This window comes from Bacteroides sp. AR20 (assembly GCF_964250605.1).
Lineage (GTDB): Bacteria > Bacteroidota > Bacteroidia > Bacteroidales > Bacteroidaceae > Bacteroides > Bacteroides uniformis.
In genome coordinates this window covers 30,993-51,763 of sequence record NZ_CAXUGK010000028.1, presented here as the reverse complement: position 1 = coordinate 51,763, position 20,771 = coordinate 30,993, and the positions used below count along the sequence as shown (strand labels likewise).

Genomic DNA, 20,771 nt, shown 5'->3' with positions numbered 1-20,771 from the left:
TTTGAAGTTAGAAATTCAAGTTCAAACTGAATGTAACCGACTTGGGTACGGGAGTTGCATAAGGATTGTACATCGACTCCGGATCCATGTAGTTATTATATCCCGAACCAAACACGAAGAGATTACGTCCTTCAATAGATACCGTTGCCGAGTTCATTCCCAAACGCTTTGTCAGGAGCTCAGGGATACGGTAACCCAGACGCAGATTCTGCAAACGTACGTAGTTCAGCTTCTTCACCCAGATATCCAAATCTCTCCAGATGGTTTTAGAATCATACCAGGAGTACTCTTCCGGGTTGGAAGCACTCAGCATAAATGCCGGAAGCTCCGCATTCGGGTTTTCCGGAGTCCAGCGGTTCAGCACATCCGCATTATAGTTCTTGCCATAATCCGGATTGATGATGTCATAAGAGGGTTGCGTACGTACGTACCCGCCAAACGTCAAAGAGAAATTGACATTCAGCTCCCAGTTTTTATAGCTGAAGGTATTAATCAAACCTCCCGTATAAGGAGCATCGCTACTCCCGATATACGAATAAAAGGTTCTCTCTTCGGCTGCAGTTACATCGGAAGAGGCAATACCTATCCCCCACTCGTCCTTCAGGCGGTAAAGCTCCTTCAAGGTCACTTTCTCTCCCTCCGGATTATAGAACATCATATTACCGGTTTCCTTATTCACTCCCGCAGTCTTCAGTGCGAAAATTGCCCCTACAGGATAGCCTTCACGTCCCGGAGTGGTCTGCTGCTCCGGTATGTTTTCCTGCAATACCTTATTACCGTTATAGGCAAAATTGAAATTTGTGTACCAGGAGAAGTTTTTTGTCGTTATGTTACGGGTAGACAAGCTGATTTCCACACCTTTGTTCTCCATACTTGCCCAGTTGACGTTCATTGAAGTAAAGCCCGTCTCCAGAGGAAGCATGCGCAAAGCTATCAAATCGGTACCCTTACGGTAATAATAGTCCACGCTCAGATTGATAGCCTGGTTCAATACAGAAAAATCAAAGCCGGCATTGACAGACTGCGTCTTTTCCCAACGCAACTTCTTGTTGGGAGCGGAATTAATGATAATTACATCTTCCGATACTCCGGGCAAAATACTCTCCGACCGATATGTACCCAACAAGAACGGAGAAGTATTCTTGTCAATATTTCCCTGCAGACCGTAAGATGCACGGAACACCAGGTTATCTACCCACTTGGCCTGCTGCATAAACGGTTCTTGTGACAGACGCCACAAGGCACTGACAGAATAAAGAGGAAGATAGCGGTACTTCTTATCCACACCGAAAAGATCGGAACCGTCAAAACGGATACTTCCTCCCACCGTGTAGCGATTCAATAAAGAGTAGGAGGCCGTAGAGTAGAAAGACACATAAGCATTCTCCTTATACGTCGTCTGATGGAGCGGGAAAGACGTGGCGTAACTTTCGTTGGGGAAAATCACCGGCTTGGTGGTCAACGTCTTGCGGTCGAAGCCATACCCTGCCGAGAACAAGGTTTCGTACCAAGTCTTGCGCAGTTCGGTACCTGCCATCACTTCCAGTTCATGAATATCATTGAAGCTGTCGCGATATTCTCCCATCGCCTTCCAAGTAATCTGTGAATTGGAGTTTTCATAAGACTTCTGCATACCTCCTTCGGGCAGAAAGTGTTTGGTTTCTCCACCTTGGGAGTATTCGCTCAACTTATAGTAATAGCGCATGGCATAGCTTTCCCAGTCCGCTATTTCTTCTCTGGAAGTTTTTTCCAACTGATAGCCAAACTGGGAAGTCAGCTTCCACTTGTCATTGAACCGTAACTCCGCATCAAATATAGATGAAAAAGAATTCACCACGCTTTCATTAGACGTGTTCTGCCGTTCTTCAAAGATGTTGAATCCTAAATCCTTATCAGTGTTGTTCTGAATATCGTAGTCGTAATTATAGTTGCCATTCTTGTCATAAAGTTCAAAATACGGATTAGCCTTGCGTGAATAGAACACGGGATTCGACATACCGTATGCATCTGTCAGATAATTGGTATTTTTGCGACGGTTGGCAAACATGGAGGCACCCACTTTCAGTATACTGTTCACCTTATAGGAAGTCTTTCCTACCAAGTTGAAACGGTCCATACCCACACCGTCCACATTTCCATCCTCTTTATAATAGCCGAAAGAGGTATAATACGTAACCCTTTCCGTACCGCCGGAAAGGCTCAAGTTATATTCCTGGCTGAAAGCATCGCGGAAAAGGATATCTCCCCAGTTTGTATTAACACTCTTCAAACGGTTGATGGCAGCTTGTGTATCACTGCTCAAGGCATCCCATCCTCCATTCTGAAAAGCAGACAACTCATTGTAATTGGAAAGAATATTATATACGCCTCCTTTATGATTGTCCGGAGAATAGTTATTACGGATCATATCCATTTCCAATCCTACTTTCTCCGCTGAGTTCAGCAAGTTCAACCGGTCAAGGCTCAATGTAGGAGTATAGGTAAACCGGGACGAGAAATTGATAACCGGTTTACCGACCTTACCCTTCTTTGTTGTAATCACAATGACGCCATTGGCTGCCCTCGCACCATAGATGGCAGTGGCTGCCGCATCCTTCAGGATGGTGATATTCTCAATATCTGCCGGATTCAGGCCTGCAATGGAAGATTGCTTCATGTTGGTGATGTCATTCAGCTCATCCGGTTCGGGAACATCCGTTCCCTCCAAAGGAATGCCGTCCAGCACCCACAAAGGGTCTTGTGTACCATTCAATGAAGCAGTACCGCGAATGCGTATCTTTGCCGGAGCACCCGGAGCACCGGAAGTCGGGCTGACAGAAAGTCCGGCAATTTGTCCGGCAAGTGCCTGGTCGATACTTTTTACTGCACCGATGGTCTCGTCCGATATATCCAGTTTGGATACCGCTGCCGTCAGCTTGCGGCGCTCCACTGTCTGGTAACCCGTCACAACAACGGCATCGAGCATTTGGGAAGATGCATGAAGTGTTATTTCATAATGTTCCTTTCCCGGAACAAGCTTCACTTCCAATACGTCATATCCCACGTAGCTACAAAAGAAACGGGTTATCCCCGCAGGTATAGCGATAGAGAACTGACCATCCACATCAGTGATGACCCCCATTGTAGTCTGAGCACTCCCCGCCTTTTTCAAGTCTTCCGCAGTCACATAAACGGAAGCACCGATAAGCGGTAGGTTATCCTCTGAAGATATTACTACGCCCTGGACTTTTTTCTCTGCAGCAAAAGCAGATGACAAAGCTCCTACAAAGCATAGCAAAACGATTAATACACGTTTTTTCATGCGTTACATATAAAATTAATTAATACTCTATTGAAAAGAAAAATCACTTTACTCCTAATGCAGTATTGATACGCAAAATCAAATCCTTATAATGATATTTAGTGGCTATATCCGATGCACCCAGACGATTTTGGAGCAATTCTTTGATGCGAAGCAACTCACCACGCTTCACGGAGATGACATCAGATACGCGGTTTATCTGCGAACCGTAGAAGTTCAGTTCGCGGTGTGCACCCATACGGTCGGCATCCAAAGTCTTACCGGCATGCTCGTCACAGCTGCAAAGGGCAGTCTGATGGTCCAGCAAGAAGTGGTTGTCCATCAGTTTTTTGTTTATTTTCACTCCTTCGCTTTCGGCAGCTGCTGTAATCAGTGCATCTACGAAGTTCTTCTGCAAGGCGCGTGTCATGACGTCCGGCAAGGCACCGCGTTCCGTAGTGGCAAAGATGTTGCGATGCAGGCCATCCATCAGCTCTACCACCGTGAAAGCCTTTTTGCCGTTCACCGATTCGTTCTCCAACATACGCATCAGGCGGTTGTTGCCCAGCAAATCCCAAAGGATATAGGATTGGGCATTCTTCAACACTTGTGTCGGTGCATTCTCCACTACGCTCAGTGGAGTGTTGCGCAGCAAGTAAGTGTACTCTCCAACTTCCGTGTCGAACAGCCATTTGGGATAGGTCAGCACTTCGTCCAGCAGAAACTTCAGGGCGGCTTGCTGCTTTTCTTTTTCTACGAAAGTATAGGTTTTCTGTCCGTCGCCCACAACGGTGTTTTCTATATAGATACCACCGATGTTTGCCAATACATGATAGAGGTAATTGTTCCATTGGTTGATAACCGCATAGTATAGGCGGGAAGCTTCTTCATAAGTCTGTCCTTTCTCGCCAGTAGTAGTCCATTGGATGATTTGAGGAACAATACGCTTCAAGTTCTCAATACCCAGCAGAGATGAGCGGACAGCATCATCGCCCAAATCTTCATTCTGCGCACGCGGGTCTACGGCATCACGTACATCCTGCGCCTCACTATATTTATATAAACGGTCTGTATGACGGCTCAGGAAGTCGGCAAGCAAGTCCTTCTCTGCCTCTGGGGTTTCTTTACCATACCAACGATAGCCGTATTCTATGGCAAACATATCATACGGACCGATATGGGGAGAAAGCGCCGTAACACCGTCACCCGGCTGTGCCACATAGTTGAAACGTGCATAGTCCATGATAGAGGAGGAAGTGGTATTCATACGATCCGTAAATGTTTTGGAACGCAGGGAATCTGTCGGAAAAGTCCAGGAAGCAATCATATTGTGGCGCAAGCCCAACGAGTGCCCCACCTCGTGGCATGCCACAAAGCGCATGGCATCGCCCATCAGCTCATCCGGCAGCCTTACTCCTCTTGCTTCGGGACGTACGACACCGGTTTGCACTGTAATCCATTCCTGGAGCATGCCCAGCACATTATGCCACCACATGATGTCCGCTTCCAATATCTCGCCCGAACGGGGGTCGAGGATAGAGGGGCCCATGGCATTGGCTTTGGTGGAGGCGGCGTAGGTCAGCACGGAGTAGTTCACGTCATCCTTATCCACATTCATGCTGTCCGTCAGTTCCTTGGCTATGATAGCATTCTTGAATCCGGCACGTTCAAAAGCAGCCTGCCAATCCTCGATTCCCTGCTTGATATATTTCCGCCAACGACGGGGAGTGGAGTTCTCGATGTAGAACACAATCGGCTTGGCCGGTTCCACCAATTCACCGCGAAGGTAACGCTCCCGGTCTTCCGGTTTCGGTTCCAGACGCCAGCGGGTGATGAAGGGTTTCTTGTCTACACGCTGCTGACCGTCACTGTAATTCAACAACGGATTGGTAAAGTAACCTACGCGCGGACTATCCAGACGTCCCATCATAGGTTTCTCCGGCAACAGCAACAGAGAGGAACTGACTTCGACCGTAACAAACACAGTCGTTGTTCCCTCGGTCACCTTAGTTGTCAACTCGGAAGTGGCTACCACATTGTTCTCAAAAGCTTTGATAGATAAAATGCGGGAGAGATTCTTGATGGCCGAAGTTCCCAGGTTGATATTCGTAAAGACATTATTGATACTCGTCTCTGTACCATCATAAATATCGTTGACCTTGACCACTATCATGGTAGAGTCATTATTGAATGCCTCAATCTTGAAACCGGCTATCAGCGGAGAAATATAATTATCCAGTACGGACTGCCGTATGGCATCCTCATCCGGCGCCAACGGAAGAGGACGGCTCTGACGTACCAACAGCTTGTTGGCAGCCTTGTCCAATTCAAAACGCACCATCTGATTTTCGTAATTCGTACCACGGTTCACACCTGCCTCATTCAGTTCGGAAGGCACACGTTGTAATTTATTTACTACCAGCATATCACGTCCCAACAGCCTTGCCGGCACTTCAAAGTAATAATCGCTCTTCTTCTGGTAAACATTGAACATTCCCTTGCGGGCAATAGCATCGGAACCAGTCAATTTTTCGTAGTCGCTCTTGGATTGAACGCTGTCCTTGGTTTCACTCTTCTTTTTCTTACGGAACCATCCCATAGCTTCGGGAGAAGCAAAATCAGATGTACCGGCATGCAACAATACGGCAGGCTCACACATGAGTACTCCCGCAACTGCCACGACTGGCAGGATTGTCTTCAATTTCATCAATTCAAACTCTAACTTTAATGCAACAATTACTCCGTTAACTCTCTCTCTTTGACGTATGTTAATAAATACCAACCGCCAGTTTGTTCTACCTCCATAGAACAGTAAACGGGGCGCAAAGATACGAAAAGTATATTTTAAAAGTCACTAAACAACGCTCATTTATGTTTTTTCCATAAACAATATGAAGACTTTTACATATATATCATTTTTTCTCCCATCCTCTATCATTTCTTCTTCACATAAAATTTTGTACCACTGATACCAAATTATCTTCCCCAAGTGGAGGCAAAACAATGATAATATTGTATCTTTGCACCGTTTTTAACTTAGAAAATAAATAAGATAACAACGATATGATAGCTAAAATCAATCAGCTTCTGCAGGAAGTAGAGGCGCTGAAAGCCGCTAACGCCGAGGAATTAGAGGCACTCCGCATCAAGTACCTCAGTAAAAAAGGAGCCATCAATGACTTGATGGCAGATTTCCGCAATGTAGCCGCCGAACAGAAAAAAGAGGTGGGTATGCGCTTGAACGAACTGAAAAACAAAGCACAAGAAAAGATTGCCGCTTTGAAAGAACAGTTCGAAAGCCAAGATACCGGCTGTGACGATATTGACTTGACCCGTTCAGCCTACCCGATAGAATTAGGAACCCGCCATCCGCTCTCCATCGTGAGAAACGAAATCATCGATATATTTGCCCGTATGGGATTCAATATCGCCGATGGACCGGAAATGGAAGACGACTGGCACGTATTCTCCTCCATGAATTTTGCCGAAGACCATCCGGCACGCGACATGCAGGATACATTCTTCATCGAAAATGATACAGAAAACGTATCGCACAGCATCATTCTTCGCACACACACATCCAGCGTGCAAAGCCGTGTTATGGAGACTACACAGCCTCCTATCCGCGTGCTTTGTCCGGGACGTGTATACCGTAATGAAGCCATCAGCTACCGTGCACACGCATTCTTCCATCAGGTAGAAGCCTTATACGTAGACCGCAATGTGTCTTTCACTGACTTGAAGCAGGCCTTATTGCTCTTTGCTCAAGAGATGTTCGGCAGTGACACCAAGATTCGTCTGCGTCCTTCCTACTTCCCCTTCACCGAGCCGAGTGCCGAAATGGACATCAGCTGTAACATCTGCGGCGGCAAGGGTTGTCCTTTCTGCAAACATACGGGTTGGGTAGAAATTCTGGGATGCGGTATGGTAGATCCGAATGTATTGGAGCTGAACGGAATAGACAGTAAAGTGTATAGCGGGTATGCCCTGGGTATGGGTATAGAACGCATCACCAACTTGAAATACCAGGTGAAAGACCTTCGTATGTTCTCTGAAAATGACACACGCTTCCTGAAAGAATTCGAGAGCGCTTACTAAATATAGTGAATAACGGCTAGTGATTAGTGATTAATAAGTTGCGCATTTTCAGCATATCATTAATCACTCATCGCTAACCACTCATCGCTAACCACTATTTTTCGCTATGGCAAAAGACAAACTTGTAACTTCCGGCTATTGCCTTATCCTGGCTGCCAATTTCCTTTTGTATTTTGCCTTTTATCTGATACTACCGGTTCTTCCATTCTACCTGACTGAGGTATTCCATACCGGAAATGCAGCAGTAGGTGTCATCTTGTCATGCTACACCATTGCCTCGCTCTGCATACGCCCGTTTTCGGGATACCTGCTCGACACGCTAGCCCGCAAGCCTCTTTATCTGGTGGCATACTTCATCTTTATCACCATTTTCGCAGGTTACATGTTAGCGGGAGTCCTATCTTTATTCATCATGTTGCGGGTTGTCCACGGCCTTGCATTTGGAATGGTGACCGTAGCGGGAAATACAATTGTGATTGACATTACCCCTTCGTCCCGTCGCGGCGAAGCCGTAGGATATTATGGACTGATGAACAATACAGCCATGAGCTTCGGCCCGATGATTGGTCTTTTCATGCATGACATATATTCCTTTGAAACGATTTTTGCCTGCTCGCTCATATCAGGAACTATCGGTTTTGTTGCCGCATGCCTCGTCAAGACCCCACCCAAACAACCAGTCAAACGAGAACCTATCTCATTGGACCGCTTTGTGCTGCTGAAAGGTATCCCGGCAGGAATCGCACTGCTATTGCTCTCCATACCATATGGCATGACAAGCACTTATGTAGCCATGTATGCCAAAGAAATAGGAATTACCTTGAATTCCGGATTGTTTTTTACTTTTATGGCCGTCGGCATGGCAGTGTCCCGTATGTTCTCCGGCAAACAAGTGGATAAAGGACGTATCACCCAAGTCATAACTTTAGGACTATATCTGGTATGTAGCTGTTTCTTCATATTGTCCGCTTGCGGACTACTGATGAAGACCGTCCCGGAACTGACAAACATATTGTTTTTTATGGTTGCCCTCCTATTGGGAGTAGGCTTCGGGACGATGTTCCCCGCCTTCAATACGCTGTTCGTAAACCTGGCCCCCAACAACCAGCGCGGAACAGCCACCTCTACCTACCTGACTTCATGGGATGTAGGCATTGGTATAGGTCTGACAGCAGGAGGTTATATCGCACAGATTACCTCATTCGATATGGCATATTTTTTCGGAGCCTGCCTCACGGTTATCTCCATCTTCTATTTCAATCTGAAAGTATCTCCTCACTATCATAAAAACAAATTAAGATGAGAAAGAAAGAGCGTTATGAAAAAATCCTTGCTTGGTTTAGGGAGAACGTTCCCGTAGCCGAAACAGAGTTGCATTATGACAATCCGTTCGAGCTGTTGATAGCAGTTATTCTCTCTGCACAATGTACGGACAAACGCGTCAATATGATTACCCCCGCCCTTTACCGGGACTTCCCTACTCCCGAAGCACTCGCCGCTACTACTCCCGACGTGGTATACGAGTATATCCGCAGCGTCTCCTATCCCAACAACAAAGCTAAACATCTTGTAGGCATGGCACAGATGTTGGTGAAAGAATTCAACAGTGAGGTACCCGATACCCTTGAAGAACTGGTAAAACTGCCCGGCGTAGGCCGCAAAACAGCCAATGTCATCCAATCCGTTGTTTTCAATAAAGCGGCTATGGCAGTAGACACACACGTGTTCCGCGTCAGCCATCGCCTGGGTCTCGTATCAGATAAATGTACAACTCCGTTCAGTGTCGAAAAAGAATTGGTAAAACATATACCGGAAACAGACATCCCCATAGCTCACCACTGGCTTATCCTGCACGGTCGCTATGTATGCCAGGCACGTACTCCACAATGTGATACCTGCGGTTTGCAATTAATGTGCAAATATTACTGCCAGAAATATAAAGTTAGCAAAGAGAGCGGCAAAGACAAAGAATAAACAACGGTTTCATAGCAAAAAAAAGAAATAAATGCTAACTTTGCGCTCACTAAAAAGAAATTAGTAACACTTTTAAATAAAATAGAGTATTATGACAATTGATCAATTTAACTTTGCCGGAAAAAAGGCATTCGTTCGTGTGGACTTCAACGTACCCTTGGACGAAAACTTCAACATTACAGATGATACCCGTATGCGTGCCGCTCTTCCTACATTGAAGAAGATTTTGGCCGATGGCGGTAGTGTAATTATCGGTTCTCACCTCGGTCGTCCGAAAGGCCCGGCTGACAAGTTCTCCTTGAAGCACATTCTGAAGCATCTCGAAGAGTTGTTGGGTGTTGAGGTGCAATTTGCTAACGACTGTATGGGCGAAGAAGCTGCCGTAAAGGCTGCTGCTCTGCAACCGGGTGAAGTGTTGTTGCTCGAGAACCTCCGTTTCTACGCTGAAGAGGAAGGCAAAGCCCGCGGTTTGGCTGAAGATGCTACAGACGAAGAAAAGAAGGCTGCCAAAGCTGCTGTTAAGGAAAGCCAGAAAGAATTCACCAAGAAATTGGCTTCTTATGCAGATTGCTATGTAAACGACGCTTTCGGTACCGCTCACCGTGCACACGCTTCTACTGCATTGATCGCTAAATATTTCGACAAGGACAACAAAATGTTCGGTTACCTGATGGAAAAAGAAGTAAAGGCTGTTGATAAAGTTTTGAACGATATCCAACGTCCGTTTACTGCCATCATGGGTGGTTCCAAAGTTTCTTCCAAGATTGAAATCATTGAAAACCTGCTGAACAAGGTAGACAACCTGATTATTGCCGGCGGTATGACTTATACTTTCACCAAAGCCATGGGCGGCAAAATCGGTATTTCTATCTGCGAAGATGACAAACTGGATTTGGCTCTTGACCTGGTGAAGAAAGCAAAAGAAAAAGGCGTAAACCTTGTTTTGGCTGTTGATGCCAAGATTGCCGATTCTTTCTCCAACGATGCCAACACCAAGTTCTGCCCGGTTGACGAAATTCCTGATGGCTGGGAAGGTCTTGATATCGGTCCTGAGACTGAAAAGATCTTTGCAGATGTCATCAAGAACTCCAAGACTATCCTTTGGAACGGTCCGACGGGTGTATTCGAATTCGAGAACTTCACTCACGGTTCACGCGCTGTAGGCGAAGCTATCGTAGAAGCTACCAAGAACGGTGCTTTCTCACTCGTAGGTGGCGGTGATTCTGTAGCTTGTGTCAACAAGTTCGGCTTGGCAAGCGGCGTGTCTTACGTATCTACCGGTGGCGGTGCATTGCTTGAAGCAATCGAAGGAAAAATCCTTCCGGGTATCGCTGCTATCAACGAATAAAAACAAGCAAAATAACACCCAAAGGCAGCTCTTTGAAAAAAGGGTTGCCTTTTTTACTACTATCCATCCCTATAATGAGACGAATTCTACTATCCTGCATCCTTTTATCAGCCACATGCATCCTGAAAGCACAAGATGCTTGTCTGAATGATGTAGTCAACACTTTAAAAGACCGCATTTCACTCTCCGGCTATGCCCAAGTGGGATATACATACGATGATGCGGGCGAAGGTACCAGCAATACTTTCGATATAAAGAGAGTTATCTTTATGGCGCGCGGTAAAATCACCGATAAATGGTCGGCTTACTTCATGTACAGCTTTGCCAATACCGGAAAAATTCTGGAAGCCTACACGGAATACCGCTTTCTCCCTCAACTCACAGCACGTATCGGACAGTTCAAAACCATGTATACCATTGAGAACCCGATGTCTCCCTGCTTTGTCGAATTAATAAACTGTTATTCTCAAGCCGTCAATTACCTGGCCGGTATCAATGGCAGTGATCCGTTGTATGGCTCTGCAAGCGGTCGTGATATGGGATTGTTAATTTATGGAGACTTGTTCGACTCTTTGATGACTTATAACCTTGCCATCATGAACGGACAAGGCATCAACCTAAAAGATAAAAACAATCAGAAAGATATTGTAGGCAGCCTTATGGTACATCCATTGAAATGGTTGTCCGTCGGCGGTTCCTTTGTTAAAGGGAAAGGATGCGCCGTAGCCGTTTCTTCCATTAATCCAGACATAGCCATAGGAGAGAATTACACCCGAAACCGCTGGTCGGCAGGTGCCACCATCAAAACAAAATCCGTAGATGTACGTACAGAATACTTGGCCGGAAAAGACGGACACGTTAAAAGTGACGGTTACTATGCAACCGTATCTGCCCATGTGCTTCCCAAATTTGACGTAATAGCCTCTTATGACTATTTCAACAAAAATAAAACTATTTCCGATAAACAGACCAATTATGTAGCAGGTGTACAGTATTGGTTCTATCCCAAATGCCGTCTGCAAGCCCAGTATACATACTGTAACCGCCATAAAGGAGAAAACTCAAACCTGCTTCAAGCACAGTTGCAAGTTCGTTTCTGAGCTGGGGAAATGGAAATTTATGAACTTTTTGGCATCCTTTTTGTAGTTTTATAAGATACATACCCAAAAAGAGACTGATTTATGAACGAACAAGCCATACAAGAACAATATCAGCATATCGTTACTCTACTCAAGCAGCAACGGCTGAAGGAAGCACAATCCCAACTGGAAGCCTTTCTTTGGAACAGCGGTGACTGGACACTCCGCAACCGCTTGGAACAAGCTCAGACATCCTATCAGTACATGCTGCAATACATGCGCCAGGGAATCGACGATCCTGAACGACAGAAACTATATCGCCAGATTCTGACCGAAACTTGGGAAGTCGCTGACCAGGCACGTCTGTCTCTCCTTGACGGAGTTTCCACGCACTATTACCATTCCCTGCGCAATAACCGGGAACGCCTCCCCAAAGAATACAATATTGCCGCACTGCAGAAGGTATTGGAATCTTTCCCTGATGACCTGGCCGTTTGTCAGCTGATGCCGGATAACCAAGGCATGGACGCCGTACTGCAACGGCACGAACAAACCGCCCAGGTTCTTTTCCTTTCCACATGGAGCAACAGCGACTGGTCTGCAGAAGACGAACAGCAAGCCAAAGGATTACTGGAATCAGAAATGCTTCCCACCAATGATTTGTGCCTGTTCACCAGTGCCGTCATGCTCAGTCTGATGGAGTGCTTTGATACCCGTAAATTCTCATGGTTGCTGGACGCCGTAACGCATGCAAATACGCAAGTAAACCAACGGGCTTTGGTAGGTATCGCTTTCGCACTTCTTTTTCATCCCACCCGTCTGTCGCTTTATCCCGAATTGACAGCCCGCCTTTCCCTGCTCAACGAAGACAGCAGTTTCGGCAAGCAACTGAACCGTATTTACATCGAGCTGCTCCGTAGCCAGGAAACGGAAAAGATAGACAAGAAGATGCGTGAAGAAATCATTCCGGAGATGATGAGGAATGTGAACATCATGCGTAACATGAAGTTCGGTTTTGAAGAGAACCCTGAGGAAAACGATCTTAATCCGGATTGGGAAAAAGCTTTTGAAAGTTCCGGACTGGGAGACAAGATACGAGAGATGAACGAATTACAGCTGGAAGGCGCTGATGTCTATATGAGTACGTTTGCACAACTCAAGACTTATCCGTTCTTTAAGGAACCGTACAACTGGTTCTATCCGTTCGACATGCATCACTCCAGCATCATCAAGGAATTCGGATTCAAGCCTACCGGAGACAATGCCATCCTCTCCCTTATCCTCCAATCCGGTTTCTTCTGCAATAGTGACAAGTATTCCCTTTGCTTTACAATGGCACATATACCACAGTCACAGCGTACGATGATGCTCAGCCAGATGACTTCTCAGGATCTGGATGCACTCATGGACGAAAGCAAATCCTCCGCTTTGCGGCAGTATGCCGAACGACCGGATGTCATCAGCAACCAGTATGTCCACGACTTATACCGTTTCTTCAAATTAAGCCAGCGCAAACACGAGTTCCGTGACATCTTCAAGGAGGAGATTGCCCTGCACCGTATCCCAGCACTCAAAGAGATTCTGTGCAAACCCGAGCTGCTGATTACCATCGCCGACTTCCACTTCCGCAAAGAACACCCGGCAGAAGCATTGGAGCTTTATAAGGAATTAATAGCCTTGAACCATGCAAATGCAGACATTTTCCAAAAGGCTGGCTATTGCCTGCAAAAGGAAAAGAGGTATAAGGAAGCGATAGACGCCTACCTGAAAGCCGATGTACTAAAGCCCGACCATGTCTGGACAATCCGCCATCTCGCTACGTGCTACCGGCAGATAAGGGACTTTGCCTCTGCACTGGAATACTATAAGAAAGTGGAGGCAATCCAGCCGGAAAGCCATAATGTCCTTTTCTACGCCGGAAGCTGCCTTGCCGAACTGGAAAGATATGAAGAGGCTCTGCAATATTTCTTCAAGCTTGATTTCATCGAAAGCAATTGTATCAAAGCATGGCGTGCTATAGGCTGGTGTTCGTTTGTCAACGGCAAGTATGAGCAAGCAATGAAGTATTACGAAAAGATACTCGCCTCCAAACCACTCGCGGCAGACTATCTCAATGCCGGACATGTTGCTTGGAGAACGGGCAAAATAGAAAAAGCTGCAGAACTTTACAGTAAAGCAGCTTTGGAATATGGCGGGCAGGAGATTTTTAGAGAAATGTTCGGTAAAGACAAAGAAACACTTGTCAGACAAGGAATCAGTGAAAAAGATATCCCTCTAATGATGGATCTGGTTTAGATCTCCAACAACTCCCTGTACAGTCTCTGTACGGGGAGCCCCATTATATTATAGTAACTCCCGGATATGTTTTCCACCCCAATGAATCCAATCCACTCTTGTACACCATAAGCTCCGGCTTTATCCATGGGTTGGTATTTGTCCACATAATAGGCAATTTCTTCTTCGTTCAGTTTGGCAAAACGCACTTCTGTTGCCGCTGCAAAACTGCGTTGCCACTCAGTAGTAGTGATGCACACACCGGTAAACACTTCATGGGTACGTCCGGACATGTCGCGCAACATCTGCATAGCTTCTTCCCTATTCTTGGGTTTTCCGAGAACTTGTCCATCCAGCCAGACAATGGTATCTGCCGTAATCATCAGATCGCCCGACTGCATCATGTTCCGATAGGCATCTGCTTTTTCCTTAGATATATAGAGGGGAATATCTGCCCCTTTCAACGTCTCCGGATAAGACTCGTCCACATCGGACAAAGTTCTTACTTCATATTCCACTCCCAAACCAGCCAGCAATTCTTTCCTTCGCGGAGAGTTAGAGGCAAGAATCACCTTATATTTCTTCAGATTATCCAACATCAGCCTACTATATTACAAAAGCGAGCCGCCTCACTTTAATTATTAATTTTTAATTATTAATTTGCCTGCCATCCTACCAACCAAAAGCTTTTTCATCTGCCATCCAAAGCCCTTGCACTTTCAATACCTGTTCCACAATGTCGCGACCACAGCCATAACCGCCTTCTGCATACGAAATATAGCGAGCCACAGCCTTTACCTCAGGCACAGCATCCTTAGGACAACACGGCAAACCACACTCACGCATCACCTCCAAGTCGGGAATATCATCACCTACATACAATATTTCCTCGTCCTTCAAGCCATGACGGTCACGGAAGTCATGGTAATCATGGATTTTAACAGAAGAACCCATATAGATATTTCCATCCTCAAAACCTAAAGAAGTAAAACGCTTGCGGACCGCTTCTGTACGTCCACCCGTAATTATACCCAGCAACACCCCTTGCTTAGCAGCTAAATGCAGGGAATAACCATCCTTTATGTTGACCGTACGCAGAGGTTCACCCTCCGAACTCATAGGGATAACATTGGCACTCAGCACACCGTCCACATCAAAAACAAGGGCTTTTATCTTTTTCAAATCATAGTTTATGGTACTCATTGCACTTTTTTCTTGTTCATTATAATATACCTATATGCAGCAAAACATTAGTTCAAAAGAGGCAAGCATCGGCATCCGGTTATCTTATTGCCAACCGATGTATATTCTCGCTAATCTCCCGATATAGTTCCAGCATTTGCGGCTCATCGGCAAGCATCCGCAGATGCTCGTCAATGACATTCTCATCATAGCGCACAGCCGGTCCTGTCTGTGCGGCAAGCGGTTCCAGCTCATGCACCTTGCGGGCCGTCTCGTCTATCAAGGGGAGCATTGCCTCGAACGGCAACCCGTACTTTTTCAGCAGTTCAGCAGCCAACACATACATGTGATTGGTAAAATTGCACGTAAACACAGCCGCCAGATGCAAACTTTTGCGCTGCTCAGAACTTGCTTCATACACTTTTTCCGATAGGGCGGAAGCAATGTCCTTCAGAAGCTGCACATCCTCTTCCGAGTTGCTTTCCACAAAACACGGTATCTGTCCAAAATCCACTTCACGCTGCTTACTGAAAGTCTGCATCGGATAAAGCACTCCATAACGCACTACATGCCCCTGCCAAATATTCATAGGAATACTGCCGGCTGTATGCACCCATAAAGCATTCTCCTTTCCAGAAACAATCTGGGGTAATAATTCTACAAAAGCCGCGTCCTTCAGCGAAACGATATAAAGCTGCGCCTCCTTCGTAACCGCCTGCAGCTCCGTGGTATATGCAGCTTCCACCGTCTGTGCCAATTCCTGCGCCGATTCTTTTGTACGGCTGTAGACCTGCACAATACGAAACCCTTTCCGATAAAGAGCCTTTGCCAGATTAGTAGCCAGATTTCCGGCACCGATAAAGGCAATGGACATATCTTCTATACTTCTTCCTGCCATACACTTATCTTGTTGCCAACCAATACAGAATAGCCCCTAATACCAGCAACGCCAACGGCAGCAGATAAGCGGACATCGTACCGAGTAAGGCAGTTATCAACCCGAAGTTCAATATCAGCCACAAACCTATCAATACCAATCCCACTGACTTGTCATGCTTGAACAGCAGAAAAATCACTGCGGTATACAATAGAAAATTATCCTTATTCATCACCCACGGCAAGCCGATTGCAGAAAAATGCACCAATTTGTCCACCAAGTAAAGAATGCCGAATACAATCAGTGTGATGGCAGTGGCCTTATATGTATCACGGTTATTGTTTGCTTTTGCTGCACTCACTGTTACTTTCCTCCGTACTTATTGATATGTATCTTTTCCCACTGCAGATTGTCTTCGTTGAAAGGCTTGCGCTCCATCCCCTTATGGCCGATAGCAATAACACTAAGCACCTGCAGCTGTAAAGGAATATCCAACACCTCGTGCACATACTCGCCGGAAGGCATACCGGAAGCCGTAAAACGTTCGCGCACCTGCACCCAGCAGCTTCCCAGCCCCATATCTTCGGCCTGAAGTTGCAGGTAGATGGAAGCAATGGAAGCATCTTCTATCCACACGTCGCTTGCCAGCGGGTCGGCAACAACCACTACTGCCAGTGCCGCATCGGCAATAAACTGCGATGCCTGCTCCTTGCAATAGGACAATTCCTTCAATTTATCCTTCTCGTCCACCACTATGAACTGCCATGCATTGCTGCGTTTCGACGTGGGTGCCATCAGGGCTGCTTTCATCAAAGTAACGACTTGTTCTTGTGTCAATTCTTCTTCTGTAAACTTCCGCATGCTGCGGCGTGCTTTTATCAATTCACTGAAACTTTCCATAATGATTTTATGTGCTAATATGCTAATGTGCACATCGACACATTAACAATAATTTTTGCAAAGATACGAGATTATTTTTTAAATTTGCAGACCATGCCTTTGAAACTCACTACATATTACCGTGGGAGCAAGGTTCCTGTTCTGCCAGGCACCAACACCTTCCATTCCACAGAGTTGTTCCGAATCTACGAGGCAACTCCGGGGTATACCCCCATACTCATTGTGGCATCCGAAGATGACAAGCCCGTTGCGAAACTGCTTGCCGCCATACGTAAAAGTGTCCGCATGTTTCCACCCGGCATCATCAAAAGATGTGAGGTGTACGGTACGGGAGAATATTTCAATAACGAGGCAGACAAAGAGACTATCTTCAGTGACATGCTACAAAGGCTTACCAATGAAGCATTGCGCGATTCTTTTCTCATCGAGTTCCGCAACCTGGAAAATGCCATGTTCGGATACAAATCTTTCCGGGACAACCAATACATCGCCATCAATTGGCTGCGGGTGCGCAACTCGCTGCACAGCGTCGAAAAGGTGGAAGAGCGTTTCAGCCCGTCACGTATCCGGCAAATAAAGAAAGGGCTCAAAAACGGCGCCCAAGTGCGGGAAGCACGTACCAAAGAGGAGATTCTCTGTTTTGCCCAGATGTTGCGCCACGTATATTCTTCCAAGATACGGCGCCACTTCCCCAGCATCAAGTTCTTTCAGCATCTCGAAAACCAGTTGACAAAAGGGCAGCAAAGCAAAATCTTCATCGTCACTTATAAGGAGAAGATTATCGGTGGCAGCGCATGCATTTATTCAGATGATAGCGCCTATCTATGGTTCTCTGGTGGCATGCGCAAGACTTATGCCCTGCAATATCCGGGGATTCTTGCCGTATGGAAAGCACTGGATGATGCCAAACAACGCGGATACCGCCACTTAGAGTTCATGGATGTGGGACTTCCCTTCCGCAGGCATGGCTACCGTGAGTTCGTTCTCCGCTTCGGGGGAAAACAAAGCAGCACCCGACGCTGGTTCCGTTTCCGTTGGAACTGGCTGAATCGGGTGCTGATAAAGATGTATGAATGATTTTTACCGAAATTAGAAATTAGTGTAGACTACATATCCATGAGCCGGTACATTGACCTGTGTATTTATTGTTTCACTCTTTCCGGTAAAATAATTGGTCCAGTTACCAGCTGTTGCCGGGAAAGCTACATCAACCGCATTATGCGTAAAGTTGCCCATAACAACCAGCTGCTTGCCCGTTACACTTTCTACCAACAATGAACGACCGTTGTCCCAATCAGAAACTCCGACCTTCCATGTCAAGATGGCACTTGAATCGAACAATTCCGGATGGGCGTTACGCAATTTCATTAAATCCGCATAAACATCGTGCAGCTCCTTGCGGTCAGTATTCTCCAGATACTCCCAATGCAACGGTTTCCTGCCCGTACGTCCATTCTCCTCAATGGAAATGTCATATCCCATCTCTCCAAATTGCCAAACCATTTTAGGACCTGGAACAGTAAGGAAGAATGTAGTGTTCAGCGCCAACTGATTCATGCGAGCATCAAGGTCGGTTTTCAGTATACCTTCACCCCATTGCGACTGTTTGTAAGCTGCGCGTTCTTCATCATGACTTTCCATAAAACCTACCCATGCAGGTGTTTTCTCATAAAGGCTGCTAAAAGAACTATTTTCAGCATATCCCATAGCCGACTGACAATAGGCATTATTCAGGTTGCGCCATAAGTGCATGCCATCTGCAGCCAGTTCATTTTCTTCCTTTGAATCACAGAAATGCTCCAGGATAACATAAGAGCCCTCTTTCACTTCCTTGATGGCAGCATTATAATCCTTTAGGATGGCAATGCGACTTGCATCGTAATTGGATGCCGTGCTTTCAGTACAAGAAGTCTGTGTGAATCCTTTCGTCAGGTCAAAGCGGAACCCATCCACCTTATATTCCTTCAACAAGAATTGCAGATTGCGCTTCACAAACTTACGCACTAACGGGCTTTCATGATTGAAGTCATGGAACACACTATAAGGATGAGGTGCTTCCACATTGAAATATGGATTATTCTTTGCAGTCTTATCACCATCCCAATAAAGTTTAGCCAGCGGATTGTTTCCTGTAGCGTGATTATAGACCACATCCAGAATAACTGCCATACCCGCCTCATGGCAAGCGTCAATAAACTGCTTATACATGGCCTTTGTGCCATAAGCCTTATCCATCGCAAAAAAGAAGCAAGGATTATACCCCCAACTGTCGTTTCCGTCAAACTCCTGCACCGGCATCAGTTCGATGGCATTGACTCCCATAGCCTTCAGATAAGAAAGCTTGCCCATTGCACCATTGATGTCGCTGGAGGCGGTAAAGTCACGTAGATGCAATTCGTATATCACCAATTGCTCAGGATTTGCTATTTTAAAGTCATTGACCTTCCAGTTATAACTGTCTTTCTGTATCTTGAAGGTCGAAACGATTCCTACTCCTCCCTCAGGATAAGCCATACTTTCGTTATAGGTAGAAGCCGGAATATATTTATCATTATCAGGATCAAGAATCTTTTCCGTATAGGCATCAGCCAGGCGAACCACTTCACCCGCCTTCGTACCTACATAATATTGGAAAGCATACTCTTTGCCAGCATCCAGCCCCGCCAACGTAATCCACCAACATCCGGAAGCATCATCACGATACATCTGCGATTTTTCGTCATTGCCCAATGTCCAGTTATTGAAGTCGCCCACTACATGGGCAAAGTCCTTATGATTCCCATTCGCATCTTTGTCATAAAGTACCAGTGTCACCGTAGAATTATCCACTACATTGATACCCTCGACCATACCGGCCGGCACTGCTGCAGTTTTAATTTCACCAGGAACAAAACCTTCATATTTTGTGTCGGTCACCTCAACAAAGGAATCCGATTCTATCCCTTTCTTGCTGCCGTCCGCACTGCGAATCACTATTCCAAGCCGGCTCACCGGTGTCTTTCCGCTTCCAAACCATTCCCGGATATTCGGACTCAACGTAATACTCCATACGTTGGCTTCGGTTAAAGTCATCTTGCATTTATCCTTGTTTTCCGTCCACTCTGCCGGAACGAACAGCCAAGTTCCTTCACTGACCACCCCGATATGCACATACACATCTCCTTTATGCCCATAAAGAGCAGACTTTGCATCCGCCTTAAAAGTAATTACAAGGGGCTGGTCGGCATCCGGTGCTGCCGGTGCAAAACTCAAACCATCCGGAACTACAATCGCATTGGCAGCCTGAGTGACAGATATTCCTTTCTTCTTCGAACCGGACACAATATTCAATCGTGCCGTCCGCGCTTTTCCTGTCTCATTCTTGCCGACGGAAACCATAATCGTGGCTTTCCCGGACGTACCTTTTGCCGGACTGATGTTGCACCAGCCGGTATCCTCGCCACTCAGCTCGGCTGTCCACTGCTGCCCGGCCTCAAAACTGACGCTCTGCGAAGAAGCAGCTTCACCAAAGCTAAAACCTTGCTCAAAGATTGATTCACTACCGGAAGCAGGAGTCAGATACTCCTGGAACTCCTCTTTGTCGTCACTGCATGCCGCGAATGCCAGCACTAAACTGAAGCATATTAAATGCCATAAAACAGAAATCTTACGTTGATTGATAATTTTCATAATATGAAGTGTTCAAAGTTATCACTTCACAAATATAGCCGGAAAAGAAAGGGCAAACCGATTAACGCAAGAGAAAAGTAACAGCAAGCT

At 46.1% G+C, this 20,771-nt stretch carries 15 protein-coding genes; 7 read left to right on the top strand and 8 right to left on the bottom strand.

Annotated features, from left to right (window positions below; all coding sequences use genetic code 11):
* Positions 1–7: 7 nt before the first annotated feature.
* Complete coding sequence (locus tag ACESTD_RS14215; RefSeq protein WP_005826375.1) at positions 8–3,301, bottom strand: SusC/RagA family TonB-linked outer membrane protein; 3,294 nt, start codon at positions 3,299–3,301, stop codon at positions 8–10.
* A gap of 43 nt (positions 3,302–3,344) precedes the next feature.
* The gene (locus tag ACESTD_RS14210; protein ID WP_195288635.1) at positions 3,345–5,987 is read right to left on the bottom strand and encodes a zinc-dependent metalloprotease; all 2,643 of its coding nucleotides are present in this window, start codon (positions 5,985–5,987) and stop codon (positions 3,345–3,347) included.
* 356 nt (positions 5,988–6,343) lie between these two features.
* Here ACESTD_RS14210 and pheS point away from each other — a divergent pair, with 356 nt between their 5' ends.
* From pheS to ACESTD_RS14180, 6 genes are all read left to right on the top strand, one after another.
* Positions 6,344–7,378 carry a phenylalanine--tRNA ligase subunit alpha gene (gene pheS, locus ACESTD_RS14205; protein ID WP_005826371.1) on the top strand — a complete coding sequence of 345 codons (1,035 nt, stop codon included), beginning with the start codon at positions 6,344–6,346 and terminating at the stop codon, positions 7,376–7,378.
* A gap of 106 nt (positions 7,379–7,484) precedes the next feature.
* A complete protein-coding gene (locus ACESTD_RS14200) occupies positions 7,485–8,681 on the top strand; it encodes an MFS transporter (protein ID WP_005826370.1) in 1,197 nt (398 codons plus the stop codon).
* Positions 8,678–9,352, top strand: coding sequence for an endonuclease III (nth, locus tag ACESTD_RS14195; protein WP_005826369.1), 675 nt, complete (start codon positions 8,678–8,680; stop codon positions 9,350–9,352). The genes ACESTD_RS14200 and nth overlap by 4 nt, the downstream gene beginning before the upstream one ends.
* 88 nt (positions 9,353–9,440) lie before the next feature.
* Positions 9,441–10,700: a phosphoglycerate kinase gene (gene pgk / locus ACESTD_RS14190; RefSeq protein WP_373158955.1), complete on the top strand. Its 1,260-nt coding sequence runs from the start codon at positions 9,441–9,443 to the stop codon at positions 10,698–10,700.
* 74 nt (positions 10,701–10,774) lie between these two features.
* Positions 10,775–11,800 carry a porin gene (locus ACESTD_RS14185; RefSeq protein ID WP_005826362.1) on the top strand — a complete coding sequence of 342 codons (1,026 nt, stop codon included), beginning with the start codon at positions 10,775–10,777 and terminating at the stop codon, positions 11,798–11,800.
* 81 nt (positions 11,801–11,881) lie between these two features.
* A complete protein-coding gene (locus tag ACESTD_RS14180; RefSeq protein ID WP_373158954.1) occupies positions 11,882–14,074 on the top strand; it encodes a tetratricopeptide repeat protein in 2,193 nt (730 codons plus the stop codon).
* On the opposite strand, the gene ACESTD_RS14175 is transcribed toward ACESTD_RS14180, so the two are convergent.
* The 5 genes from ACESTD_RS14175 to ACESTD_RS14155 form a co-directional block, all read right to left on the bottom strand.
* Complete coding sequence (locus tag ACESTD_RS14175; RefSeq protein ID WP_117680538.1) at positions 14,071–14,652, bottom strand: Maf-like protein; 582 nt, start codon at positions 14,650–14,652, stop codon at positions 14,071–14,073. The genes ACESTD_RS14180 and ACESTD_RS14175 overlap by 4 nt on opposite strands.
* Before the next feature lie 73 nt (positions 14,653–14,725).
* The gene (locus ACESTD_RS14170; RefSeq protein ID WP_005826358.1) at positions 14,726–15,256 is read right to left on the bottom strand and encodes an HAD family hydrolase; all 531 of its coding nucleotides are present in this window, start codon (positions 15,254–15,256) and stop codon (positions 14,726–14,728) included.
* Between the two features lie 79 nt (positions 15,257–15,335).
* Positions 15,336–16,133, bottom strand: a complete 798-nt coding sequence (locus ACESTD_RS14165) for a Rossmann-like and DUF2520 domain-containing protein (protein ID WP_119992976.1) — start codon at positions 16,131–16,133, stop codon at positions 15,336–15,338.
* A 4-nt stretch (positions 16,134–16,137) separates the two neighbouring features.
* Positions 16,138–16,473: a hypothetical protein gene (locus ACESTD_RS14160; protein WP_022401668.1), complete on the bottom strand. Its 336-nt coding sequence runs from the start codon at positions 16,471–16,473 to the stop codon at positions 16,138–16,140.
* A 2-nt stretch (positions 16,474–16,475) separates the two neighbouring features.
* Positions 16,476–17,012 (bottom strand): nitroreductase family protein, encoded by a 537-nt coding sequence (locus tag ACESTD_RS14155; protein ID WP_005826354.1) that lies wholly within the window; start codon positions 17,010–17,012, stop codon positions 16,476–16,478.
* Between the two features lie 93 nt (positions 17,013–17,105).
* Between ACESTD_RS14155 and ACESTD_RS14150 the strand changes: the two genes are divergently transcribed.
* Positions 17,106–18,089, top strand: a complete 984-nt coding sequence (locus tag ACESTD_RS14150; RefSeq protein WP_195325788.1) for a GNAT family N-acetyltransferase — start codon at positions 17,106–17,108, stop codon at positions 18,087–18,089.
* Between the two features lie 12 nt (positions 18,090–18,101).
* Here the strand turns inward: ACESTD_RS14150 and ACESTD_RS14145 are convergent, their stop codons facing one another.
* Positions 18,102–20,681, bottom strand: coding sequence for an alpha-amylase family glycosyl hydrolase (locus ACESTD_RS14145; protein ID WP_057097616.1), 2,580 nt, complete (start codon positions 20,679–20,681; stop codon positions 18,102–18,104).
* Positions 20,682–20,771: the final 90 nt, after the last annotated feature.